Raw genomic sequence first — 24,400 nt, 5'->3', positions numbered from 1 at the left:
AGCCCCGCCAGCAGTGCCGGCAGGGCCTCGGGGCCGGGTCATTCGGCCGCTTCTGCATAGTCTTCGACCGGAGGACAGGTGCAGACAAGGTTGCGGTCGCCATAGGCGTTGTCCACCCGCCCGACCGGGGGCCAGTACTTGTCCACCCGGAAAGCCCCGGGCGGGAAGCAGCCCTGCTCACGCGAATAGGGACGATCCCAATCCGCCACCAGATCCTCAACCGTATGCGGGGCATGACGCAGAGGGCTGGATTCGGCGCTTATCCGACCCCCAGCGATATCACCGATCTCTTCCCGGATAGCGAGAAAGGCTGTGATCAACCGGTCGATCTCGGCCTTGGTCTCTGACTCGGTCGGCTCGACCATCAACGTGCCGGCGACAGGCCAGCTCATCGTCGGGGCGTGGAAGCCGTTGTCGATCAGCCGCTTGGCGATATCGTCCACCGTCACCCCATGCTCCTGAAAAGGCCGCATATCAAGGATGCACTCATGCGCCACCCGCCCACGGTTACCCATGAACAGAACCGGATAGGCCCCTGAAAGGCGGCTGGCGATATAGTTCGCATTCAGGATCGCAACGCGCGTTGCCTGCGTCAGCCCTGCACCACCCATCATCAGGATATACGCCCATGAGATCAGCAGGATCGAGGCCGACCCCCATGGCGCGGCCGACACCGCCCCCGCACCGTTGCGCGGATCGGCGGGCAAGAAGGGCGCCAGATGCGCCTTGACCCCGATCGGCCCCATGCCGGGTCCGCCGCCGCCATGCGGGATGGCAAAGGTCTTGTGCAGGTTCAGGTGGCTGACGTCGCCGCCAATCTCGCCCGGGCGGACCAACCCGACCAAGGCGTTCATATTGGCGCCGTCGATATAGACCTGCCCGCCATGATCATGGGTGATACGGCAGACCTCGCGCAGGGTGTCCTCGAACACGCCATGGGTCGACGGATAGGTGATCATCACCGCCGCCAGCCGATCACCGGCCTTGGCCGCCTTGTCGGCAAAATCCTCAAGGTCGATGTCGCCGTTCGGGGCAGACTTCACCACCACGACTTTCATCCCCGCCATCTGGGCCGAGGCAGGGTTGGTGCCATGGGCCGAAACCGGGATCAGGCAGATGTCACGCTCTTCCCCGCGGGACTTGTGATAGGCGGCGATGGTCAGCAGCCCGGCATATTCCCCCTGCGCACCGCTGTTGGGCTGCAACGAAAAGGCGTCATAGCCGGTAATCGCGCACAGCTTTTCGGTCAGATCGGCAAAGACCTCATGATAGCCGGCGGCCTGATCCTCGGGCGCAAAGGGATGCAGCGCGCCGAACTCGGGCCAGGTGATCGGCATCATCTCGGCCGCCGCGTTCAGCTTCATCGTGCAGCTGCCCAGAGGGATCATCGCCCGGTCCAGCGCCAGATCGCGGTCCGAAAGGCGGCGCATATAGCGCATCATCTCGGATTCGGCGCGGTTCATATGAAAGACCGGATGGGTCAGGTAGTCGGTTTCGCGGATCAGCGCCTCGGGGACCGCAGGGCTTGAGGCCGACTCTGCGGGGGCCGGGATGCCAAAGGCGTCCAGCACACGGCCCAGAACATCCGCATCCGTCGTCTCGTCAACCGAGATGCCGACCCGGTCATTGCCAACCTTGCGCAGGTTGATGCCGCGATGGCGGGCGGCGGCAAGGATGCCTGCTTGCCCCACGCCGACCCGCACGGTGATGGTGTCAAAGAACGCCTGCGGCTCAACCTCGGCCCCGGCGGCGCGCAGGGCATCGGCCAGCGTGACAGCATTCAGATGCACCCGCTGGGCAATGGCGCGCAGCCCGACCGGCCCGTGGAACACGGCATAGAACGAGGCCATCACCGCCAGCAGCGCCTGCGCGGTGCAGACGTTCGAGGTCGCCTTTTCGCGGCGGATATGCTGCTCGCGGGTTTGCAGAGCAAGGCGATAGGCGCGGTTGCCCTTGGCATCGATCGAAACACCGACGATCCGCCCCGGCATGGCACGCTTCATCTCGTCGCGGCAGGCCATAAAGCCAGCATGCGGCCCACCATAGCCCATGGGCACGCCAAAGCGCTGCGCCGAGCCGATGGCAATATCAGCGCCCATCGCGCCCGGTTCTTTAAGCAGACACAGCGCCAGAAGGTCGGTCGCCATGATCGCGACCCCGCCTGCCTCGTGCAGGGCCGCAATCTCGGCGGTATAATCGCGGATCTCACCAAAGGTGCCTGGATACTGGAAAATCGCGCCAAAGACCTGTGAAGGGTCGCATTCCGTGCCCCGGATGATCTCGATACCCAAAGGCGCAGCCCGGGTCTCGATCACGGCAATGGTCTGAGGATGCAGGTTCTCGCTGACAAAAAAGGCGCGGGCCCTGGACTTGGCAACGCGCTGCGCCATGGCCATCGCCTCGGCCGCGGCGGTGGCTTCGTCCAGCAGGCTGGCATTCGCCACCGGCAGACCGGTCAGATCGGCAACCATGGTCTGAAAGTTCAGCAGCGCCTCCAGCCGGCCCTGGGCGATCTCGGGCTGGTAAGGGGTATAGGCGGTGTACCACGCCGGGTTTTCAAGGATATTGCGCTGGACTGCCGGGGGCGTCACGGTCCCGTAATAGCCCTGCCCGATCAGGCTGGTCATGACCTTGTTCCTGGCTGCAACCTCGCGCATGCGCTGCAGCAATCCCGCCTCGGACAAGGCCGGCCAGTCCAAAGGCTGGTCCTGCCGGATGCTCGCCGGCACGGCCTGAGAGATCAGGTCGTCCAGCGTCGCTGCGCCCACAACCTTCAGCATTGCCTCCATCTCGGCCGGCGAAGGTCCGATGTGGCGGCGATTGGCAAAATCGTCGGGATTATAATCGGTCGGGGTCCACTTACCCATCACAGGCCTCGATGCATCTAATGTTCACAGAGATTTTCGAAAGGCTGCGCCGCATTCCCGGCGCAAGGCTCGCGCTCATTCGACAGGCCGGCCACCGGGCGCCCCGCCGGGCTTCTTTCGTGTTCAAATATCCACCGCCTGCCGGGGCGGTCAGCCCCGGCAGGCACCGGGCCGCAAGGCCCGGCCAGTTCAACCGATCAGCGCCTGATAGGCCGCCTCGTCCATGAAACCGGACAGATCGACCGAGGCCGGTTTGATGCGAAAGAACCACGTTCCCGCAGGATCGGCGTTCACGGCACCGGGGTTATCGGGCAGCCCCTCGTTCACCGCCGTGATCACCCCCGCAACCGGAGCAACGATATCCGAGGCCGCCTTGACTGATTCGATCACCACGATCTCTTCGCCCTCTGCGACTTCGCGGCCGACCTCGGGCAGTTCGATAAAGACGACATCCCCCAGCTGGTCGCTGGCATGGGCGGTGATGCCGACGATGATCTCATCGCCGTCCTGTTTCAGCCATTCGTGGTCTTCGGTGTATTTCAACATGCCTGGCCTCTCAGCGCCTGTAGCTTGGTTGATGGAAAGGAAGCGGGGTGATGGCCACCGGAATGCGCTTGCCGCGCAACTCGGCCCAAAGCGTCGTGCCATCGGCCAGAACGGCCGGCAGGATCGCCATGGCAATCGGTCCTCCGGTCGAGGGACCAAAGCCGCCAGACGAGACCCGGCCCAGCAATTCGCCGCCCTCGGGCGCGTCAAAGATCTCGACCCCTTCGCGGATCGGCGCACGCCCTTCCGGACGCAGACCGCGGCGCAAACGCGACGGACCATCGGCCAGTTCGGTCAGAATTTCTTCATCGCCAGGGAAACCGCCCGAACGTGCACCGCCCGCGCGGCGCAGCTTCGGAATGGACCAGCCCAGACCAGCCTTGCCGGGCGTGGTGGTGGCGTCCATGTCATGGCCGTAAAGCGGCATCCCGGCCTCCAGCCTCAGGCTGTCGCGGGCACCAAGCCCGATCGGCGCCACCTCGGGTTCGGCAAGCAGCGCCTCGGCAAAGGCGACGGCGTGATCGGCGGGGACCGAGATCTCGAACCCGTCCTCACCGGTATAGCCCGAGCGGCTGACCCATAGTGTCGCGCCCTGCCAGTCGAACTCGGCCACATCCATAAAGCGCATCGCCGCCACGCCGGGGACAAGGCGGGTCAGAACCGCCTCCGCCTCGGGGCCCTGCAGGGCAAGCAGGCCGCGATCCGTCACTGGCTCGACCGAGATGCCCTGCGCCTCAAGCTGACGCAGATGCCCGACATCCTGTTCCACGCAGGCAGCGTTCACCACCAGGAGCAGGTGATCGCCCTTATTGGCGATCATCAGATCGTCAAGGATGCCACCCACAGCATTGGTGAAAAGACCATAGCGCTGCCGTCCCTCTGCCAGCCCCAGAACATCGGTCGGCACCAGCGTCTCCAGCGCCTCGGCCACGCCCGGGCCGCGCAGGATCACCTGGCCCATGTGGCTGACGTCGAACAGACCGGCATGGGCGCGGGTGTGCAGATGCTCGTTCAGAACGCCCATCGGATATTGCACCGGCATTTCCCAACCGGCAAAGGGCACCATCTTCGCGCCACGCGAAAGGTGCAGATCATACAGCATCGTACGCCGAAGCTCGGCCATGGGCATCCCCTGTCTTGCGGGCGGACCAATCCCGCCCGGTTAGATGCCCCCTCTGTCCCTACCCCGAACGGGGGCGCCTGAGATCGTTATCCCTTCGGCGGACGGCGGATGCCGTCTCTCTCCAGAGCGTACATAGGAAAACGGTCCCTTTGCCTGAGAGATTCCCGGGGCGGTTGCTCCTTCGGCCCTGGCGGTGCGCCAGCGTCTCCCGATTTCCTACTTTTGTCGTAGCCGGACGGCACCATTCTGGCAAGAGGCTAATGCCGCCCGCAAGCCTCAGACGGTGACGTTCAGTGCTCCACCATCAAGCAGGATGTTCTGCCCGATGATAAACCGCGCATGCTGGCTGCAAAGAAACGCGCAGGTCGCGCCGAAATCCTCGGGCTGGCCATAGCTGCGGGCGGGAATCGTTGCCTCACGGCGGCGGCGTGCCTCGTCAAGGCTGATGCCCTCGGCCTTGGCAACGCCACTGTCCAGACTGTCCGCGCGGTCGGTCGCATGAATGCCGGGCAGCAGGTTGTTCACCACCACACCATGGGGAGCCACCTGACGCGACATGCCCGCAACAAAGCCCGTCAGGCCCGCACGGGCAGTGTTCGACAGCCCCAGCACCGGGATGGGCGAGCGCACCGATTGCGAAGTAATGTTCACCACCCGCCCCCAGCCACGCTCGATCATACCGGGCACAAGGGCCTGCATCAGCGCGACAGCTGTCAGCATATTGGCGTCGATGGCTTTAATGAAATCATCCCGGCTCCAGTCCGTCCACACACCAGGCGGGGGACCGCCGGCATTATTGACCAGAATATCGGCCCGCCCACCCAGCGCCTCAAGCACGGCGGCGCGGCCTTCCCCGGTAGTGATATCGGCGGCAACCGGCGTGACCGAAACGCCGTGTTTCGTGGCAATTTCGTGTGCTGCGGCCTCAAGCGCGTCGGCCCCGCGGGCGTTGATGACCAGATCAACCCCTGCCTCGGCCAGGGCCTCGGCGGATGCCCGGCCCAGCCCCTTGGACGCGGCGCAAACGAGGCCACGCTTGCCTCTGATCCCCAGATCCATCGCTTATCTCCTGTTCGTTTCGCCGTCAGGGAAGCGCGGGATGCCGGCATTGTCCAGATTAGAAGCAGAGGATCTCGGCCTCGGCCTCGGCACGGTGAAAATTCGCCACCTTTTCATTGGTGCCCATATTGCGAAAGACAGCGGCACGTTCGCCGCCGACCTGACGCATGGCCAGCACCGTCTCGGCCGCGACGTAATCCTCATAGGGCAGGATCTCGGCGATCTGATCTATGGCACAGCTGCATTTGTCCAGCATTTCGCGCGTCTGGCCGTTCGCCGCCATGCAGACGAAAACGTAATCGGCCCGCGCATTGGTCGGATAATCATTCACCGCCTGCGCCCAGGCCATGCCGGCCGAAAGCGTCAGGGCGGCTGTCAGGGTTGCCCGGATCATTTCAACACCATTTCGCTGCGATAGGCTGGCAGGCCGCCTTCAAGGGGGCCAGTCTGCGCCAGCATACGCCGGATCGGCTGCTTGGGGTCACCAAAGGTAAAGCTTAGCTCCAACCTGTCAAAGCCGTGCATCCGCCCACTGTTCTGGTCACCGCGAAAAGGGGCAAAAACCGCCACGGTCGCATCGCCCTCTTGCCGGACTTCTCCGCCGCGAAACAGCGCGTCCTTGAGCCGGTTGCGAATGTAAAAGGGGCTGCCACCGGTCAGCATCGCCATATCGCGCGAAGTGTTTTCCAGAAAGAACACCAGCGCCGGATCGCCACCCGAGACAGGGAAAGGACCGATGCGGCGCGTGATGCGATCGGTCTTTTCGGCCAGTTCCAGCACCGGTTTGCCATCAGCAGGGTCGGTGACCGCCTGCAAGGTAACCGTCCCTTCGCCCAAGGGTTTAAAATCCCCTGCCTCGGGCCCGGTCTGGCGCAGCACCCAGGTCAGCCCTCCCTGCGACAGGTCCCAGGGGCCGCGGTCGGCAAAGACAAGGTCACCCGCCTCGCCCGCCCATAGCGGCACGGCCAGTAGTCCGATCAGCGCAAGGCCCGGCCATAATCTCATGCGATGTCTCCCCTTCCCTGTTCGCGACTCTGCCCCCGCGAAACGCGCGGCGAAAGCCTGCCGCCGGGACTTTCGTGCTTTGGTCTTAGGTCAGCAGCTTTTGCAGCATGGTCAGCAGATCCTCGGGGCGGATCGGTTTTTCCAGCACCGGCACGCCCATCTGGCCGCAGGCCCGGCTGAGTTCCGAGGCACGCCGGGCCGAAACGACGATGGCCGGCAGCGCGCGACCCGCCGCCTCGCGCAGCGCCATGATCGCATCCAGCCCGGTGTCACCATTGTCGAGATTGTAGTCAGCAATCACCACATCCGGGGGCTCATCACCCATCTGCGCCAGCGCCTCGGCAATGCCGCCTGCGACGCGCGGCACCATGCCCAGCTGGTCCTTGAGCACCAGTTGCAGGGCGCGGCGCATCGCCTCGTCATTCTCGACCACCAGCGCAACAAGGCCGCGCAGCAACGGCGCCGTATCAAACCGCTCGGGCCGCGTCGGCTCGCATCCGGCCAAGATCAGCGGCAGGCTGACACGGAACACGGTGCCGCGCCCAGGTTCGCTGTCCATTGCGATCGGGTGGCCAAGCTTGGCACAGGCACGGCGCACGATAGACAGACCCAGCCCCATCCCCGGCGCGCTGTTTTCGCGCCCCAGGCGCTGAAACTCATCAAAGATGCGGGCACGGTCTGCGGCGGCAATGCCGATACCGGTGTCATAGGTTTCCAGCCAGGCGCGCTCACCACGTTTGCGAACACCTACCAGAACGCCACCGTGCTCGGTGTATTTTATCGCATTCGAAATGAGGTTCTGCGCAATCCGCCGCAGAAAGGTCGGATCGCTTTCCACCACCGCCGAGGTCGGCGCAAAGCTTAGCCGCAGGCCTTTGGCTTCGGCCATCGGCGCATATTCGACGGCAAGGCGGCGAAACAGCTCACCCAGATCGACGGGCTTGCGCTGGAACTCGATGCGCTGACTGTCGAGGCGTGAGATATCCAGCACCGCGTGCATCAGCTCTTCGACCGATTCAAAGGCACCGGACAGGCGGTCGGTCAGTTCGCGCTGCAACGGATCCAGCGAGGTGTCCTTGAGCGCCGACAGAAACAGCTTGGCCGCCGAAAGCGGCTGCAACAGATCATGGCTTGCCGCGCGCAGAAAGCGGGTCTTTGAGCGGTTCGCCTCTTCGGCGGCAGCGCGGGCGACGGCCAGTTCACGGTTGCGCTCGGACAGGTCGGCCAGCGCCTGCTCAAGCTCTCGGGTACGGGCCTGAACCTCTTGTTCCAGCGCCACGGCGGCCTGAAACATCGACCATGCCGAGCCGCGGCTTTCCTCAAGCCGGTCGATGCGTTCGACCAGCACATCGGCGATGCGTGTCAGCTTTTCGACCCGCCGGTGCGGGCTGTCGTCGTCGCGCAGAAACATCTGTCAGCTCGGCGCCGGTGGCATCAGCGCCATGCCGACAAAGGTCTGGTTCACATGCATGCCGCTGTATTGCTCACCATAGGTGTTGAAACCAGCCACGCGATAGCGGGCGAAAAGCTCGGACATCTCCTTGTCCATTCCCGCCCGCTCCAGCGCCAGTCGCCGCAGCACGCAGTCAAAGCCCAGAACCATCAGCGGCGGACGGGGCAGCGCGTCCAGCGTCTCGGCAAAGCCGCGCGTCATGTCCATCGCCTGCCCGATGGTCAGGATATGGCCGGCCTCGATCCCGGACAGCAGTTGCAGCCCCCCTTCGGGCGTAACCGCACGGATGGCACGGACGTGATGGCGCCGCCCGGTCTTGAGAAGCAGCGGGTGGCGGGCGAATTCGGTCGGTGTCAGGGCCTCGACGGGGATACCGGCCAGCCGGGCATATTCCTGTGCCGCGGGTTCGTCGTTCAATTGCTGGATGACACGGCTGTGCCGGTCAGCCGCGGTCACCACCGCGCGCCGGTCCGTGGGGCTGAAGTGCTGGAATGAAACCTCGGTCGCCACAAGGTCGGTCTCGATCAGCAAGAACAGCGCCGCACCGGGATGGGCCACGCCATCGACCATCTGACAGGTCGGCTCAAAGCGCATGCCCTCGGCACTGGACCCTCCGACGATAGGCAGGCCGGGGATCGCCGCATCAAGCGTCGCGGTCAGCACATCCTCTTGCCGGGCCAGCGCATCAGCCAGCAGGACGCCAAAGCTGGAGCGGCGCAGATCAGGGCGGAAATCGGCGTGAAAGCTGCGCAGCGTCGCCATCCATTCCGACACCGGCACCAGCGCCTGATCGCGCAAAAGGCAGACCCCGACCCGGAAACTGGCCGAAGGAAAACCCAACGCCGTCACCGTCCTGGCGCAATAGCCCTGTGGCCCGATCTCGCCCACGGATGAGCAGCCGACGACACGGCACCCCTCGCCCATGGCTTCGCGCAAGGCCGTGCCAAGGGCGGGCAGCCCCTCGGCGGGCATGCCGAAAAGCAGAACCAGCGCCGGTTTCAGCGGCGCCATGGCGGCGGCGATGCGCTGCGCGGTATCAGGACCGTCGGCCGGTTCAGACACGGCAATCGGCGCAGGCGGAGGCCGCCTGACCTGCTGGTCGGCGGCCTCGTTTTCGCCGGACCCCCGGCTGCCCGGCCATGGTTCGGGCGAGGCAGAGCTCATGCCGGGTCGAACAGCCTGACGCTATTGGCCAAAAGCACCGCCTGAGTGCGGCGGCGGGCGTTGATCTTGGACATGATCGCGGTGATGTGTGTCTTGACGGTGGCCTCGGCGATGGACAGCTCATAGCTGATTTCCTTGTTCGCCTTGCCCTGACAGATCAGCCGCAGGATTTTCATCTGCTGCGGCGTCAGCGTTGCGAATCGGCGCGCCAGCTCGGCGCGGGCCGCGTCCTCTTCTCCGTCATGGTCGGGCTGATAGCTGTCGGGGGTTACCCGCTCACCCTCCCACATGCGGCGCAGGCTGTCGACCAGCGCCTCGCGGCCCAGGGACTTGCTGATATAGCCCTGTGCACCTGCCGCCATGGCGGTCGAGATCATCGCATTTTCCAGATCGGCCGAGATCATGGTGATTGGCACATCCGGGATCTGGCGCCGCAGGATGACAAGCCCTTCGGCACCCTTGGCATCCGGCAGGTTCAGGTCCAGAATCACCGCATCCGGCGCGCCCTGGTTGCGGATCTGCTCTTGCGCGGCAGCCAGGCTGCGCGCAGTGCGCACATTCCTTAGCCCAAAGCTGATCTTCAATGTCAGGGCTAAGGCGTCACACATCAGCGGGTGATCGTCCACGATCAGGATTTCGCGGACTCGGTCAGCGGTAAGCCTTGGCGTTGCGGCACGGTCATGCGACTGCATTTCGGCTGAGGCCATCGTTCTCCTCCCAAAGAAACGACAGAGGGCCGGGGATTGGCAAGCCGGCCTTGATGCGGCCATCTTAAGACCGCAGCCCGCTGGCGCAAGCCTGTTGGACCGTCGGGTACCATCTGTCTACAACTTCGGTGGTATTGGACGAAACTCCGGGCCATGGCAATTTGACCGTATCGATGGGGGAAAAGACCATGCAATTCAGCCGCAGAACCACCCTCCTGGCGGGGGCCGCGGCCCTTGTCGGGCTGGCCCTGCCTGCCTACTCACAAGGCAATGCCCGACTTCCCACCATCCGCATCGGCACGCTGGAGAACGGTACCGTCAACTGGGAAATCGAAACGATCCGCCGGCGCGGCCTTGATGTCGAGAACGGCTTTCGCCTGCTGCCGCTGATTCTGGCCGGCAATCCCGCCACTCAGGTCGCCATGCAGGGCGGAGAGGTCGATACCATCGTCTCGGACTGGCTGTGGGTGGCCCAGCAGCGTTCGCGCGGGACAGGGTTCCGCTTTCTGCCCTACTCTACTGCCGTTGGCGGGGTAATGGTGCGCGCCGACAGCCCGGTGCAGTCGCTGGCTGATCTGAAGGGCAGAAAGATCGGCATAGCCGGCGGCCCGGTCGATAAAAGCTGGCTGATCCTGCGCGCATGGTCGCGCGAAAAGCTGGGAGAGGATCTGGCAGGCGTCACCGAGCAGGTATTCGGCGCGCCGCCGATGATCCTGAACGCCGCCGAAACGGGCGAAGTCGATGCCGCGATCAACTTCTGGCATTTTCAGGCCAAGATGAAGGCACGTGGCATGCGCGAGATCATCAATGTCGAGACAGCGGCCAGCGATCTGGGGCTGGATCCTTCGACGCCGCTTCTGGGCTATGTGCTGCGCGATGAATGGATCACCTCGAACCCGCAATTGGCCGAAGGGCTGGCCCGCGCCTCGCACAGCGCCAAAGACATCCTCGCCAGGGATGATGCCGCATGGCAGGATCTGCGCCCGATCATGGAGGCCGCCGATGATGCCGAGTTTGAGGCGTTAAAGGCAGGCTGGCGCGCCGGTATCCCCGCCCATGGCCCGGTCGATGCCGAAAACGCGCAAAAGATGTTCGCCACCATGGCCGAGCTTGGCGGGAACGAGCTGACCGGAGGCGTCACCGCCCTGCCCGAAGGTCTGTTCTGGTGGCCGGAGTAAGGCTGGCGTGACGCAGACGCAGAACTCTCGTCCATCGCGTCCCGGTCTTGTGCCGGGGGTGCTGTCGGTCCTTGCCATGCTGGTGCTGTGGACGCTTGCCTCACAGCTGACCGACCGGCCCCAGACCCTGCCCGCACCATGGGAGGTAGCGGCGCGGATCCTGCGGCTTGCCTCGGGGGGCGAGCTGTGGCTGAACGGCGGCATGACCCTGTTCCGCGTCGCGGCAAGTTTCGCGCTGGCGATGGCGGCGGGAATGGCGCTGGGGCTGTGGATGGGGCGCAGCCGGGCAGCGGATCATTGGCTGAACCCCGGCCTGATCATCCTGCTGAATGTGCCGGCGCTGGTGGTGATCGTGCTGTGCTACATCTGGATCGGCCTGAACGAGACCGCCGCCATCCTGGCCGTCGCACTGAACAAGATCCCGGTCGTAACGGTAATGATCCGTGAGGGCACGCGGGCGCTGCGCCCCGATCTGGACGATATGGCCCGTGTCTTTCGCATGTCACCCCTGACCCGGCTGCGTCATATCGTGCTGCCGCAGCTTGCGCCCCATATCGCCGGGGCGGCGCGGGCCGGTATCTCGCTCATCTGGAAAATCGTGCTGGTGGTCGAATTCCTGGGCCGCTCAAACGGGGTGGGGTTCAAGATCCACCTGCTGTTTTCCAGTTTTGATGTCGAGGGCGTGCTGGCCTGGGCTTTGGCCTTTGTCGCCGTCATGCTGGCGATCGACCTGTTCCTGCTGCGCCCGGCAGAACGCCGCGCCAATCGCTGGAGGCAGGATGCGGCTTGACCTTGAAGCGAAATCCTTTGGTCCCCGGCAGGTGCTGGGGACGCTGACACTGTCCGTCACGCGGGGCGAGCGGCTGGCTATTCTGGGACCTTCTGGCATCGGGAAATCGACGCTGCTGCGCATCCTCGCAGGGCTGGACCGGCAGTATCAGGGCCAGTTGCAGGGTGCCGAACGCCTCGCCATGGTATTCCAGGAGGCGGTGTTATTGCCATGGCGCGATGCAGTAGCGAACATCACCCTGCCCACCGGCTGCGACGCAACGACTGCACGCGACTGGCTTTCAGAGGTCGGGCTTGAGGGGCATGAGACGAAATTCCCCCGCCAGCTTTCGGTTGGCCAGCAGCGGCGGCTGGCGCTGGCGCGCGCCTTTGCCGCCGGACCGGATATCCTGCTGATGGACGAACCCTTTGCCTCGCTTGATGCCGCGACAGCGGCACGAATGCTGGCCCTGACCGATGCGCTGCTGAACCGGACCGGCGCGGGGGCTGTACTTGTCACCCATGACCCGGCCGAGGCGCGCACACTGGGGGTGCTGGCCCTGCATCTTGGCGGCTGTCCGGCCCGGTTTCAGAAAGACTGATCCCAGACCCGGCCTTCGGTATCCTCGGCATGAACCGTGACCGGCCCCTGCCCGGGTGTATGCGCAAAGCGAAAGACCGGATCCTCGGAAATCGAAATCCCGGCATCCATGGTGAACAGCATGGCATCACCCTGTTTCACCTCAAGCGTCTGGATGAACTCGGCCGGGATGGTCAAAAGCGTCACCTGATCGCGCTGCAGGCCCGAAAAGTTGGGATGCCGGATCATCAGCGTGCCAATCTGGCGGCCTGCGTCCTCGGCCTGACGAAAGCGCATCTCGCCCATGGTGGCGCGCACCTCGTCCATGCTTTTGCCCGCCGGGGCCGCACAACCGCCCGAAGCCTTGACATAGCGCCCCGCCATCACCTTGCGCCCGTCGGCAAGCGTGGCGATGGCGCGCAGGTCGGAATAGCTGTCGACCCGCACCCGCACCTCAAAATCCAGGGGCATCAGCGCCTCGCCAAAGGTAAACTCGGCCGCGACCGGGGCGGGGTTGCCGTCCACCACCAGCGCCAGGGACCGGATCGCCGGGGCCCCGGGCGGCTGGGTGATCCGCACCGGCACCAGCGCCGGGTTGTCGGCGCGCGGCGGCGCGTCAAGGTCAAAGATCGCCGGGTCGGTCGGCGGCTCTTCCTCGGTGCCGATGACGGCAAGCCGCATGTCATCCCACAGGGGCGAGGGCTGCATCGGGTTCGTCACCCCGGCCACCGCAGCACCCGAGGCAAGGATCAGCGCCGTCAGCAGAACAGCCGGTCTCATGATCGCTTCTCCCTCGTCATGCGGCGATAGACCAGAACGGTGGAATCGCTGGCCGCCTCGGCCTCGGTGTTGGCGCGCAGCCGGGCGTTCAGGGACGAGCGTGAACAGACCGGATCGGTCGCCCGCGGGTCATTGGCCAACGCCATGGCCTGACAACGGCAGCCGCCAAAGTCGATCTCGCGCCGGTCGCATGAGGCACAGGGCTCGGGCATCCAGCCGGTACCGCGAAACGCGTTGAATGCCGCGCCGTCATGCCAGATCCGCGCCAGCGGCACCTCACGCACGTTTTCAAACGTCAGCCCCGCGATGGTCTGCGCGGCATGGCAGGGCAGGACCGTGCCATCGGGCGCCACGTTCAGCCCGGTCGATCCCCAGCCGCCCATGCAGCTTTTCGGATAGGCCGCCAGATGGTCGGCGGGCACATAGTCGATGACCATACGGCCCAAAAGACGGCGGCGGGCCTCATCCACCACCTCGCGCGCACGGACTGCCTGCGCCTGCGTCGGCATCAGCGGGCGGCGGTTGAGGTCGGCCCAGCCATGAAACTGGACGGTCGCCACCTCGATGCGGCGGCAGCCCAACTGCTCGGCAAGGTCGATCATCTCGGGCAGGCGGTCGAGGTTCTGACGATGGACCACCGCATTCAGCGTCAACGGAAAGCCCAGCGCGCGCACCCATTCGGCCACCTGCATCTTGCGGGAAAAGCTGCCGCCATAGCCGCTGATCCAGTCGGCCGTCTCGGCGTCGATCCCCTGCAGCGACAGCTGGACGTGATCCACAATACCATCCAGTTCACGCAGCCGCGCCTCGGTCAGGCCGATGCCCGATGTGATAAGGTTGACATATAACCCCGCATCCCGGGCCGAAGCGGCGATCTCGGTCAGGTCACGACGCGAGGCGGGCTCACCCCCCGACAGATGCACATGCAGCACCCCCAGATCGGCGGCCTGCCGGAACACATCGGCCCATTCCGCGGCCCTGAGCTCGGCACTGACCCGCGTCAGCTCGACCGGGTTCGAGCAATAGGGACAGGCCAGCGGACAGCGATGCGTCAGTTCGGCCAGCATCGCCATGGGCAGGCCGACGCTGACCGGGTTGCCGTCGATGTCGCGGGGAACGCAATCGCCTCTCATGCCGCGCCTCCGTCCAGAAACACCATACGCCGGTCGACCAGATCACGCAGAAACTCCTGCACATCGCCCTCGATCTGTTCGGCCGGGGCGTCATAGCGGGAACAAAGCGTCAGGATCACCTCGGCAAGGCTGCGCTTGCCGTCCAGCTCTGACAGAATGGCGTGGCCGACCGGATCAAGCTGGATCACCCGCTCGGGCGCCAGCAACACGCGCAAACCGCGCACCCGGTCGTCATGCAGCCTGACCCCGCGCGGCAGATAGGGCACCGCAGCGCCGCTGATGCGCGCGCCGCTCATGAAACCGCAGCAGCAGCAAGCGCCGGGTTCAACATCCCCTCGCCCGGCTGCCATGCGCCCGGGGGAATACGGCCTTCGACATAGCCATGCCACAAAGCGTCAAGCTGGGCCCACAGAACGTCGGTCTTAAAGGTCAGCGCCGCCGCCGCCGCGTCCTGCTTTTCCCGCGTGTCAGCATGGTCAAGCACATAGGTCAGGCCAAATTCGACATCTTTCGGGGCCTCGCTCAGCCGGTTACGGAAATAGGCAAGACTGGCCTCATTGGCGAAATCGTAATGCCTCAGCAGACCCTCGATACGCTCGGCATGAATCCTGGGCGCAAACATCTCGGTCAGGCTGGCGGCCACCGCATCAAGCAAGGGCATGTCGCGCACGAAACGGACATAGGCATCAACGGCAAAGCGCGTTGCCGGCATCACGCCCACCCCGCTTGCGACGTAATCGGGATCAAGCCCGACGGCATGGGCCAGCGCAAGCCAGCGCCGGATTCCGCCGCCCTGATCGGGATCACCGTCGTGATCCTCGATCCGGTGACGCCAGATGCGGCGCAACTGCGGGTCCTCGACGCGCGACATGAAGGCGGCGTCCTTCATCGGGATGCGCGACTGATAGTACCAGCGGTTGATCACCCATGCCCGCACCTCGTCCGGCGTGCATTGCCCGCCGTGCAGGCGTTTATGGAACGGGTGACGGTCATGGTAACGCTCGGCGCCGATGCGGCGCAGACGCTCATGAAATCCGGCGCGGGTCTGCGCGTGGCGGTCGGCTGATGTCATGGCACGATCTCCATGCCGTCATGGCCAACCTGCCAGCCTGCCGCCTGCGCCTCGGCGCGCTCGGGGCTGGCCGGATCGACCAGAGGGTTGGAATTGTTCAGATGCACATAAATGCGCGCGCCCAGATCAAGGTCGCGCAGCGCCTCAAGGCTGCCGCCGGGACCCGAGACCGGGACATGTCCCATCCGCCGCCCGGTCTTGGCGCCAAGACCCGCGCGCAGCATCTCGTCATCGGTCCAAAGGGTGCCGTCAAACAGCAGCGCATCCGCCCCCGAGATCCGCGCCCGCAGCCAGTCAGGCACCGAGGCACAGCCGGGGATGTAAAAGACGCGGCGCCCTTTGGCAGTCAGCTCGACCCCGACGGTCTGTTCTCCGACAAGATCGGTTCGGACTTCGTCGCCCTCAAGGTAAAGCGGCACCTTGCCCGGCACGGCAAAAAGCGTCGCGCCAAGGCCGGGCGCAAGTTCAAAGCGGGTGTCAAGCGTCACCGCCCGCCGCAAAACCAGTTGCGGGTTCAACGCCGACAGTATCGGATTAGCCGCCAGCACCGCATGGATAGCTGGCGTGGCGAACAGGTCGAACCCCTGCCCTTCGCGCAGGGTCAGCAATCCGGCGACATGGTCGATATCACCATTGGTCACCAGAACCGAACAAATCGGAGAGCCGCGCAACCCCTCGGGCCGCAGGGCAGGCGTCACGGCCAATTGCTGGCGCAAGTCGGGCGAGGCGTTGACCAACGCCCAGTCCCGGCCATTTGCGGAAACGGCAATCCCGCTTTGGCTCATGGCGGGAATGCGCCCTGCACGCGCGGCGTCACAGTTGCGGCAGCCACAGTTCCACTGCGGCACGCCACCGCCAGCGCCGGTGCCGAGAATCACGATGCGCATGGGAAAGGCTCCGGCAGGCCCGGCACCCGATCAGGTGGGAACCGGGCCCGGGTTGTCACCGGCGGGTCAGAACAGGACCGGCTCGTCCTCGGCCGGGGCATACATGTTGATTTCCATGCCGCAGGTGATTTCCTTCGGCGCGGGTTTGGTCCAGGCCATATGGGTCTCCTCCTCCAAAGCGTCCACAGCAGATGCGGACAGCCCGATGCTAGGCTGCTTGCGCCATCAGTCAACGCGCCAAAGGTCGTAGATGGAACACGGCGCGACGCTGTGCTAGCCTGCCTGTCCGAAAGGAAAGCGGATGTTTCATCTGGTGCTTGCGGCCTGTCTGGCCGCCCACCCCGACGCCTGCGAATCGCGCCTGCTGCCCGCTGGCGATGCCCAGACGCGCGAGGATTGCGAGGCGCGGGCCGATCCCATTGCCCGCGACTGGCTGGCCCGCCACCGCGATCTGGTGGCCAACGGCGGGACGCATTGCGTCGAAGCCTCGGAACTGCCTGCCCTGACCGTGCAAGAGGTGGCGCCGGGGGTTCATGTGCATCAAGGCGTGATGGCGCAGATTTCACCCCAGAACCGCGGGCGGATCGCCAACCTTTCGTTTATTGTCGGCGATACGGTGGCGGTGATCGACGCAGGCGGCAGCCGGGCCGAGGGTGAGGCGCTTTACGCCGCGATCCGCCAGATCACCGACAAGCCGGTCAGCCATCTGATCCTGACCCATATGCACCCCGATCACATCCTGGGCGCCGAGGTGTTTTCCGAGGCTGGCGCCACCATCATCGCCGATGCCCGCCTGCCCGAGGCGGTGGCGCGGCGCGCGGAAAGCTGGATGGCCTCGACCGGGCGGCAGATCGGCGCGGCCGCCTTTGCAGGCACCAAGATCGCCCCGGTGGATCAGAAGGTCGAGGCACCGCAGACCCTTTCCCTGGGGGCTCGTCAGTTACATCTTGCGCCCGTCCCAGCCGCCCATACCGGCAGCGACATGACCGTGCTGGACGAGGAAACCGCGACGCTGTTCACTGGCGATCTGGTGTTTCTGGGCCTTACCCCCTCGCTTGACGGGACGCTGGCGGGCTGGCTGAACTGGATCGGGCAAAAACCAGACCCCGAACCGGCACTGATCGTCCCCGGCCATGGCCCGGTTTCCGAAAGTTGGGACGAGGCCGTGACGCCCGAACGCCACTACCTGACGACGCTGCGTGACGAAACACGCAAGGCGATCGCCGATGGCCTGCCCCTGTCGCAGGCGATTCCAGCCATCGTCACCGGAATGAAACCCGTGTCAGAGGGCTGGGCAGATTTTCAGGCCACCACGGCGCGCAATGCCGCCGCTGCCTATGCCGAACTGGAATGGGAATAGATTGCCTCGCCCGCGCTCAGGTGTAAGAAGATTGTTGCGCGCATAACGGAGTACGGGCAATGGCATATCTGGTTCGGCAAGGTCTCTTCGCCGCAATCCTGGGCGGTTTGATCGTCTCGGGCAGCGCATGGGCGCAGGACTGGCAGATTCCCGACCGACGATTGTCGCTGCAGCCGGATACCGACCTGCCCGGAGGCGATCTGGGCCCGATCTTTGACACCACGCTGCAAGCCTGCGTGCAGGCCTGTCTTGCCAATGCCGACTGCCGCGCGCTGACCTATAACGAACGCGCAGGTGCCTGTTTCCCAAAGGGCGCTGACACCGGCGCGCCCACCGCTTTTGTGGGGGCGATCTCGGGCCGGGTCGTGGCGACCTCGGCCGAAGAGCGTCTGCGCGCGGAATCGCGCTCGGCCGCCGCACCCTTTATCGCCGCGACCGATCACGAAGCCGCACGTAATCAGGCGCGAACCTTCCCCGCCATGCATCCGGCAATCGACCCAAGCGCCACCGCCCAGATGGCCGTCGAGGCCGAGAACGGCGGCGGCCTGCTTTACGCCTCACAGCTCATGGCCTCTCTGGTCGCGCGCGACGACCGGGCCGAGGACTGGACGAACCTTGCCCGGCTGACGCTGTACATCAGCGATCAGGGCGACCGTCAGGCGTCGTCCTCGATCGCCAATATGGCAATCAACGGCTATCTGCGCGCGGGCGAGGATGCGGTCGCGGCGCGGGCGCTGTCGTGGCTGGCCATGGCATGGGAGCGGCTGGATCGCGGTCGCGATGCGCTGGCGGCACTGCGCCTGGCGGCAAAACTTTCGCCCGGCGACGGCTCGATCGCGCAGGCGCTTGAGGAATCCGAAGCCCGCAACGGCATGCGCATCACCAATACGCAGATCGAGGCCGAGGGCCGGATGCCGCGTTTCTGCGCCATCATGTCCCACAAACTGTCCGAGGCCACCGATTACGCACAATTCCTGCGCCTGCCCGGTCGCGACCTGACGGTCGAGGCCAGCGGCGACCGTCTTTGCGTTGCCGGGCTGACCCACGGGCAAGAGGTCGAACTGACGCTGCGCGCTGGCCTGCCCTCGGCCGATGGCGAGGCACTGGCACGCGATGTCACGCTTAAAGGCTATGTCCGCGACCGCGCGCCCTCGGTGCGTTTCCCCGGCCGCGCCTATGTGCTGCCCGCCTCGGGCGATCAGCGGCTGTCGATGGTCACGGTCAATGCCGACACGATCAGCCTGCGCCTGCTGCGCATCTCGGACCGTAACCTGATCCGCGCCATGGCCGAGGACATGTTCGCCACACCTCTGGACAGCTGGCAGGCGGATTACTTCAGCGACCGCATGTCGCGCGAGATCTGGAAGGGCACGGCACAGGTCGCCAAACCCATGGGTCAGCAGACCATGAACCAGGAGCTGACGACCAGCCTTGCCATCCCCGCAGAGGTCGGTCCGCTTGAACCCGGTATCTATATCCTCGAAGCCGGGATCGAGAATGAAAGCGTGCAGGACACTGGCCTTGCAACGCAATGGTTCGTGATCTCGGACTTTGGGATTTCGACCTTCTCGGGCGCGGACGGGCTGACGGTCGCGGTGCGCAGCCTTGCCGATACTTCGGCCAAGGCCGGGGCCGAGGTGGCGCTGATCAGCCGCTCGAACGAAGTTCTGGCCAAGACAGTAACCGACGATCAGGGCGTTGCCCATTTCGCGCCGGGCCTCGCGCTTGGCAAAGAAGGCGCCGCCCCAGCACTGGTTACCGTGACCGAATGGCAGGGCGACGGGGCCGAACGCGCGCCGCGTGACATGGCCTTCCTGTCGCTGTCCGATCCTGAATTCGACCTGTCGGATCGCGGGGTCGAGGGCCAGCCGCCTGCGCCGCCCATCGACCTGTTCGTGACCACCGACCGCGGCGCCTATCGCGTCGGCGAGACGGTGAATGCCACCATCCTTGCCCGCAATGCCGAGACAAGGGCGCTTGAAAACCTGCCGCTGACCGCCGTGATCCTGCGTCCCGACGGGGTCGAAGCGACGCGCCTGCCTGCACAGGACGCCGGCGCGGGCGGCAGCACCGTCAACTGGCAGATCCCCGGCAACGCCCCGCGCGGCACCTGGCGGCTGGAACTGCGGACCGAGGCGGACGGCCCCGCTTTGGCGACCGCCCGCATACTGGTCGAGGATTTCCTGCCCGAGCGGATCGACTTTACCCTGCGCCTGCCGGAAGGCCCGGCCCGCGCGGGCGACCAGCTGGATCTGTCGCTGTCGGCGCACTGGCTCTTTGGTGCGCCGGCTGGCAACCTGCCGGTCGAAGGGCAGTTGCGCCTGTCGCCGACCCGCAGCCTGCAAGGATTTGATGGCTATGTCTTTGGCCGCCACGACGACGACACAGCGCCTGTGACCGAAAGCCTGCCCGCCGGTGTCACCGAGGCACAGGGCGGGTATGAGGCGCAGATCCCGCTGCCCGAGGCTGAACAGCTTGGCGCACGCCCCGTTCAGGCCGAGGTGGTGGTCGACATCCGCGAAGGCGCGGGCCGCCCGGTCGAGCGCACCGAATCGCGTATCGTCATGCCCGAAGCCCCGGTCGTCGGCATCCGTCCGATGTTCGAAGGCGATACAGTTTCAGAAGGCACCGAGGCACGCTTTGCGCTGATGGCGGTCGGCCCCGACCTGAAACCTGAGGCTCAGCCGGTGCGCTGGGTCCTGAACCGCATCGATACCGAATATCAGTGGTACTCGCTCGGCGGCCAGTGGAACTGGGAGGTCATTACCAGCCGCACCCGCATTACCGAAGGCGTGGCAGAACCGGGCGAGTCCCCGGCCGAGATTTCGGCCCCCGTCGAATGGGGCGAATATGAACTGGTGGCGGAGCTGGCCTCGGGTCAGGGCGGTCCCAGCTCGGCCCGGTTCTATGCTGGCTGGGGCGCTATCGCCAATTCCGGCACCGAGACACCAGACCGGTTGAAGGTCGTTCTGGACAAGCCCGCCTATCGCAGCGGCGACACCGCACGCGTCCGGGTCGAGGCCGCCAGCGACGGGCTGGGCCTCGTCTCGGTCCTGTCGAACCGGCTGGTGTCGATGCAGACCGTGGCGCTGAAGGCGGGCGACAATACCGTGGACCTGCCCGTCACAGATGAATGGGGCGCCGGCGTCTATATCACCGTCAGCGCCATCCGTCCGCTGGGCGACACCAAGCCCGGCGACCGCCAGCCGGTCCGGGCGCTGGGTCTGGCCCATGCCGCAGTTGACCCGGGCGATCGCCAGCTTGCAGCCAGCTTTGAAGCCCCGGCCGAAACCCGGCCGCGCGGCGTGATTCCGGTCACGCTCAAGGTTGATGGCGCGGCAGGCGAAACCGTTCATGCCACCATCGCGGCTGTCGACCAGGGTATTCTGAACCTGACGCGCTTTCAGCCGCCGAACCCCTCGCAGCACTATTTCGGCCAGCGTCGTCTGGGCGTCGCGCTGCGCGATCTTTACGGGCGTCTGATCATGCCGACGGGCGCCCCGGATGGCGCGCTGCGCGAAGGGGGTGACGCAAACCTTGCCGGCAGTACCGAGGCACCTCCGCCCACCGAAAAGCTGATGAGCTGGTTCTCGGGGCCCGTCACGGTGGGCGCGGATGGCACCGTCACGGTCGAGATCCCGGTCGGAGACTTTAACGGCGAAGTGCGCCTGATGGCCGTGGTCTGGTCCACCAAGGGCGTCGGCCAGACCGATGCCTCGGTTCTGGTGCGCGATCCGGTGGTGATGACCGTCACCGCCCCCGCCTTCCTTGCCCCCGGAGACCGGGCACAGGTCGGGCTGCGCCTGACCCATGCCTCGGGTCCTGCGGGCGAGGTGCGGCTGGCGGTCGAACAGGTCAGCGGCTCGGCTCCGCTGACGACCAGCCTGCCCGTGGACAGCGTGACGCTGGCCGAAAAAGCCGAGGCGCAGGTCCAGATGCCCGTCACAGCAGGCGAGGCCGAAGGGATTGCCAATCTGCGGCTTACCCTGACCACGCCCGATGGCGAGGCACTGACCAAGGATATCGCCATCCCCGTTTCGCTGAACGAGGCCGATATCCAGCGTCAGGACCGTCTGGTCATCGAGCCGGGCCAAAGCCTGACCATCCCGCCCACGCTGATGCAGTCCATGCTGCCAGGGGCCGAGGTGACGGCCGCGCTTGGCCCCTATGGCCGGCTGGATGTGGCGGGCGCCCTGATGCGGCTTGCGCGCTATCCCTATGGCTGCACCGAGCAGCTGACCTCGGGCGCGATGCCGCTGCTTTACCTGCCAAGCCTTGCCGCCGCCGAAGGGATGGAGGGCGAGGACACCTCAAAGCAGGTCCAGCGGGCAATCGACCAGATCCTGACCCGCCAGAGCTCGAACGGCGGTTTCGGCCTGTGGTACGCGGATTCCGGCGATCTGTGGCTTGAATCCTATGTCACCGACTTCCTGTCGCGGGCACGGGCTGCTGGCTATCGGGTTCCCGACACCGCATTCGACATGGCGATCAACAACCTGCGCAACCGCGCCAATTACGCTACCGAACCCGGGGCCGCCTCGGCCGATGAAAACGCCGCCCTTGCCTATGCACTGACTGTACTTGCGCGTGAACGGGCGGCGACGGTGGGTGATCTGCGCTATTATGCCGATACCGCAGCCGGGTCATTCTCGACCCCGATGGCGGCGGCGAACCTTGGTGCGGCACTGGCCTCTTACGGCGACCAGCAGCGGGCGGACCGGATGTTCACGCAGGCGCACAACCTGCTGAACCTCGGCGCGCCCGAGGCCTATTCCTATCGCGCCGATTACGGCACCAAGCTCCGCGACGGTTCTGCTGTTCTGGCACTGGCGGCCGAGGCAAAAACGCAGGCGATTGATACTACCGACCTGTCCGGCCAGATCGCCCAGCGTATCGCCCACGCCGAAGAGGCCGGACGCAGCCTTTCGACGCAAGAAGCGGTCTGGACGGTGCTGGCGGCGCAATCGCTCTTTAGCTCGACCCCGGCGGCGACGCTGAACGGGGTGGCGCTGAATCAGCCGGTGGTGAACCTGCCTGCGGACGCCAGCATCGCCAATAACGGCGACCGCCCGCTTGAGGTGACGCTGACCGCGACCGGCAAGCCGCAAGGCCCGGTTGCGGCGGGTGGGAAAGGCTACACGATCTCGCGCAGCTATTTCAGCATGGAGGGCAGCCCGCTTGACCCCGAGACGGTGAAGCAGGGCACCCGCATGGTGGTGGTGGTCGAGGTCTATCCGCACTCCGAAGGCGGCGGGCGTCTGGTCATCGCGGACCCCTTGCCCGCAGGGTGGGAAATCGACAACCCGAACCTGCTGCGCGCAGGCGATGTGTCGTCGCTCGACTGGCTTGAGGCAGAAACCTCGACCGAAATGTCCGAGTTCCGCGCCGACCGCTTTGCCGCCGCGCTGACCTGGACCTCGGCGGAAAGCTTCAAGCTGGCCTATATCGTCCGCGCCGTAACGCCCGGCGATTTCCGCCAACCCGCCGCCAGCGTCGAGGATATGTACCGGCCCGAATACCGCGCCTGGTCGGACAGCGGCACGGTGACGGTCACCCCTTAAGCCAAAAGGGGGACGAAAGCATTGCTTGCCCCGCGACGTCGGGGCGGGCAATATTCCGGGAATCGTGTAAGGAAGGGAGGAAGCCTTGCCCGAGACCCGCCCGGTTGCATCACCCCCGCTGCGCCACGAAGACCGCGTGGTGCAGGCCTTGCAATCGCCCGCCGCCGTCAGCCGGCTGGCGGCAAGCTGGCGCCGCTCGATGCTCAAGCACGGGCTGGACCCGACGCGTCCGCCCGAACCCCGCCGCCTGACCGAGCGTGAACTGTCCGGGCGGATCGAGCGTATGGACCGTTTCATCGCCGTCGCCCGGCCACAGCTTGACCAGCTGTTTCAACTGGTCTGCCCCACGGGCTGCAACCTGTTGCTGACAGATGCGGACGGCATCGTGCTGGAACATCGCGTCAGCGAGGGGGATGCCGCGACCTTTCGCGGCTGGGGCCTGTGGCGCGGCATGGACTGGTCCGAAGAGGTGCAGGGCACGAATGGCATCGGCACCTGTCTGGCCGAAGGTCGGCAGGTCACCATCCACCGCGATCAGCATTTCTATGCCCGCAACACCGGCCTGTCCTGTATGGACGCCCCGATCTGGGGACCGGACGGGCGGATCATCGCTGCACTCGACGTCAGCTCTGCGCGCGCCGATCACACCGAACGCCTGAACGCGCTGATCGCCGCACAGGTTGCCCATAGCGCACGGGCAATCGAGGCCGCGTTCTTTCGCGCCTCGTTCCCCGGCGCGCGCATCATCACCGCCGGGGCCGAAGGTGCCGAGGACGGAACGCTGCTGATCGCGGTGGACAAGGATGATCTGGCCATCGGCGCAAACCGCGCCGCACGCCGCGCCTTTGGCCTTGAGAAAGAGGGGCAGTTGCGCCCCCGCCCGGCCGCCGACCTTTTAGGCCGCCAGGACGAAGGGTCAGGCTTTGAACGCGCCGAACGTGCAGCCGTGATTCGTGCCCTTGCGCGGACACAGGGGAACGTCTCGGCCGCGGCGCGTGCGCTGGGGGTCGGGCGTGCGACGCTGTACCGCCGCATGGCACGGCTGGGGATCGAGGAAAATCCGGGGCGAGTGTCTCGCCCCTGAAACACATCGGCGCGGCGATGCAGCCCCCCAAGTTGACCGGTTACGGCGCGCACCCCACCCTTTCAGGCAACCG

21 protein-coding genes and 1 riboswitch are annotated in these 24,400 nt (G+C 65.7%); of the genes, 6 read left to right on the top strand and 15 right to left on the bottom strand.

Going from position 1 to position 24,400, the window contains the following annotated elements; all coding sequences use genetic code 11:
* Nucleotides 1–38: 38 nt before the first annotated feature.
* The 9 genes from gcvP to F8A10_RS01060 form a co-directional block, all read right to left on the bottom strand.
* Nucleotides 39–2,867, bottom strand: coding sequence for an aminomethyl-transferring glycine dehydrogenase (gene gcvP / locus F8A10_RS01100; RefSeq protein ID WP_152366514.1), 2,829 nt, complete (start codon nt 2,865–2,867; stop codon nt 39–41).
* Nucleotides 2,868–3,056: 189 nt separating this feature from the next.
* Nucleotides 3,057–3,413, bottom strand: a complete 357-nt coding sequence (gene gcvH, locus F8A10_RS01095) for a glycine cleavage system protein GcvH (protein WP_010397703.1) — start codon at nt 3,411–3,413, stop codon at nt 3,057–3,059.
* Between the two features lie 10 nt (nt 3,414–3,423).
* Nucleotides 3,424–4,536 (bottom strand): glycine cleavage system aminomethyltransferase GcvT, encoded by a 1,113-nt coding sequence (gcvT, locus tag F8A10_RS01090; RefSeq protein ID WP_152366513.1) that lies wholly within the window; start codon nt 4,534–4,536, stop codon nt 3,424–3,426.
* A gap of 131 nt (nt 4,537–4,667) precedes the next feature.
* Nucleotides 4,668–4,757, bottom strand: a riboswitch (glycine riboswitch).
* 55 nt (nt 4,758–4,812) lie between these two features.
* Nucleotides 4,813–5,595 carry an SDR family oxidoreductase gene (locus tag F8A10_RS01085; protein ID WP_010397701.1) on the bottom strand — a complete coding sequence of 261 codons (783 nt, stop codon included), beginning with the start codon at nt 5,593–5,595 and terminating at the stop codon, nt 4,813–4,815.
* Nucleotides 5,596–5,653: 58 nt separating this feature from the next.
* On the bottom strand, nt 5,654–5,989 hold the full coding sequence (locus F8A10_RS01080; RefSeq protein WP_010397700.1) for a hypothetical protein: 336 nt from the start codon (nt 5,987–5,989) through the stop codon (nt 5,654–5,656).
* Complete coding sequence (locus F8A10_RS01075; RefSeq protein WP_152366512.1) at nt 5,986–6,600, bottom strand: hypothetical protein; 615 nt, start codon at nt 6,598–6,600, stop codon at nt 5,986–5,988. Before F8A10_RS01075 ends, F8A10_RS01080 begins: the two co-directional genes overlap by 4 nt.
* Nucleotides 6,601–6,685: 85 nt before the next feature.
* Nucleotides 6,686–8,011 carry an ATP-binding response regulator gene (locus F8A10_RS01070; RefSeq protein ID WP_010397697.1) on the bottom strand — a complete coding sequence of 442 codons (1,326 nt, stop codon included), beginning with the start codon at nt 8,009–8,011 and terminating at the stop codon, nt 6,686–6,688.
* 3 nt (nt 8,012–8,014) lie between these two features.
* Entirely contained in the window at nt 8,015–9,217 is a 1,203-nt protein-coding gene (locus tag F8A10_RS01065; protein WP_010397696.1) for an FIST N-terminal domain-containing protein, read from the bottom strand.
* The gene (locus F8A10_RS01060) at nt 9,214–9,924 is read right to left on the bottom strand and encodes a response regulator transcription factor (protein WP_010397695.1); all 711 of its coding nucleotides are present in this window, start codon (nt 9,922–9,924) and stop codon (nt 9,214–9,216) included. Before F8A10_RS01060 ends, F8A10_RS01065 begins: the two co-directional genes overlap by 4 nt.
* Before the next feature lie 188 nt (nt 9,925–10,112).
* Here F8A10_RS01060 and F8A10_RS01055 point away from each other — a divergent pair, with 188 nt between their 5' ends.
* The 3 genes from F8A10_RS01055 to F8A10_RS01045 are packed head-to-tail and all read left to right on the top strand — an operon-like array spanning nt 10,113 to nt 12,472.
* Entirely contained in the window at nt 10,113–11,102 is a 990-nt protein-coding gene (locus F8A10_RS01055; RefSeq protein WP_152366511.1) for an ABC transporter substrate-binding protein, read from the top strand.
* Between the two features lie 7 nt (nt 11,103–11,109).
* The gene (locus F8A10_RS01050; RefSeq protein ID WP_010397691.1) at nt 11,110–11,892 is read left to right on the top strand and encodes an ABC transporter permease; all 783 of its coding nucleotides are present in this window, start codon (nt 11,110–11,112) and stop codon (nt 11,890–11,892) included.
* Nucleotides 11,882–12,472: an ATP-binding cassette domain-containing protein gene (locus F8A10_RS01045; RefSeq protein WP_152366510.1), complete on the top strand. Its 591-nt coding sequence runs from the start codon at nt 11,882–11,884 to the stop codon at nt 12,470–12,472. The genes F8A10_RS01050 and F8A10_RS01045 overlap by 11 nt, the downstream gene beginning before the upstream one ends.
* Here F8A10_RS01045 and F8A10_RS01040 read toward each other — a convergent pair.
* The 6 genes from F8A10_RS01040 to pqqA form a co-directional block, all read right to left on the bottom strand.
* A complete protein-coding gene (locus F8A10_RS01040) occupies nt 12,460–13,230 on the bottom strand; it encodes a quinoprotein dehydrogenase-associated SoxYZ-like carrier (RefSeq protein WP_010397686.1) in 771 nt (256 codons plus the stop codon). The genes F8A10_RS01045 and F8A10_RS01040 overlap by 13 nt on opposite strands.
* Nucleotides 13,227–14,363, bottom strand: a complete 1,137-nt coding sequence (gene pqqE, locus F8A10_RS01035) for a pyrroloquinoline quinone biosynthesis protein PqqE (protein WP_010397685.1) — start codon at nt 14,361–14,363, stop codon at nt 13,227–13,229. The genes F8A10_RS01040 and pqqE overlap by 4 nt, the downstream gene beginning before the upstream one ends.
* Entirely contained in the window at nt 14,360–14,659 is a 300-nt protein-coding gene (gene pqqD / locus F8A10_RS01030; protein ID WP_010397683.1) for a pyrroloquinoline quinone biosynthesis peptide chaperone PqqD, read from the bottom strand. Before pqqD ends, pqqE begins: the two co-directional genes overlap by 4 nt.
* Nucleotides 14,656–15,435 carry a pyrroloquinoline-quinone synthase PqqC gene (pqqC, locus tag F8A10_RS01025; protein ID WP_010397681.1) on the bottom strand — a complete coding sequence of 260 codons (780 nt, stop codon included), beginning with the start codon at nt 15,433–15,435 and terminating at the stop codon, nt 14,656–14,658. The genes pqqD and pqqC overlap by 4 nt, the downstream gene beginning before the upstream one ends.
* On the bottom strand, nt 15,432–16,322 hold the full coding sequence (pqqB, locus tag F8A10_RS01020) for a pyrroloquinoline quinone biosynthesis protein PqqB (RefSeq protein WP_152366509.1): 891 nt from the start codon (nt 16,320–16,322) through the stop codon (nt 15,432–15,434). Before pqqB ends, pqqC begins: the two co-directional genes overlap by 4 nt.
* 66 nt (nt 16,323–16,388) lie before the next feature.
* A complete protein-coding gene (gene pqqA / locus F8A10_RS01015; RefSeq protein ID WP_010397677.1) occupies nt 16,389–16,481 on the bottom strand; it encodes a pyrroloquinoline quinone precursor peptide PqqA in 93 nt (30 codons plus the stop codon).
* A gap of 142 nt (nt 16,482–16,623) precedes the next feature.
* Here pqqA and F8A10_RS01010 point away from each other — a divergent pair, with 142 nt between their 5' ends.
* From F8A10_RS01010 to F8A10_RS01000, 3 genes are all read left to right on the top strand, one after another.
* Nucleotides 16,624–17,682: a quinoprotein relay system zinc metallohydrolase 2 gene (locus F8A10_RS01010; RefSeq protein ID WP_152366508.1), complete on the top strand. Its 1,059-nt coding sequence runs from the start codon at nt 16,624–16,626 to the stop codon at nt 17,680–17,682.
* A 59-nt stretch (nt 17,683–17,741) separates the two neighbouring features.
* On the top strand, nt 17,742–23,243 hold the full coding sequence (locus tag F8A10_RS01005) for an alpha-2-macroglobulin family protein (protein ID WP_152366507.1): 5,502 nt from the start codon (nt 17,742–17,744) through the stop codon (nt 23,241–23,243).
* 85 nt (nt 23,244–23,328) lie between these two features.
* On the top strand, nt 23,329–24,327 hold the full coding sequence (locus tag F8A10_RS01000; RefSeq protein WP_085502195.1) for a helix-turn-helix domain-containing protein: 999 nt from the start codon (nt 23,329–23,331) through the stop codon (nt 24,325–24,327).
* Nucleotides 24,328–24,400: the final 73 nt, after the last annotated feature.

Source organism: Paracoccus kondratievae (assembly GCF_009301415.1).
Classification (GTDB): Bacteria; Pseudomonadota; Alphaproteobacteria; order Rhodobacterales; family Rhodobacteraceae; genus Paracoccus; species Paracoccus kondratievae.
The sequence above is the reverse complement of the archived record's forward strand: the minus strand, read 5'-3'. Positions and strand labels throughout refer to the sequence as shown.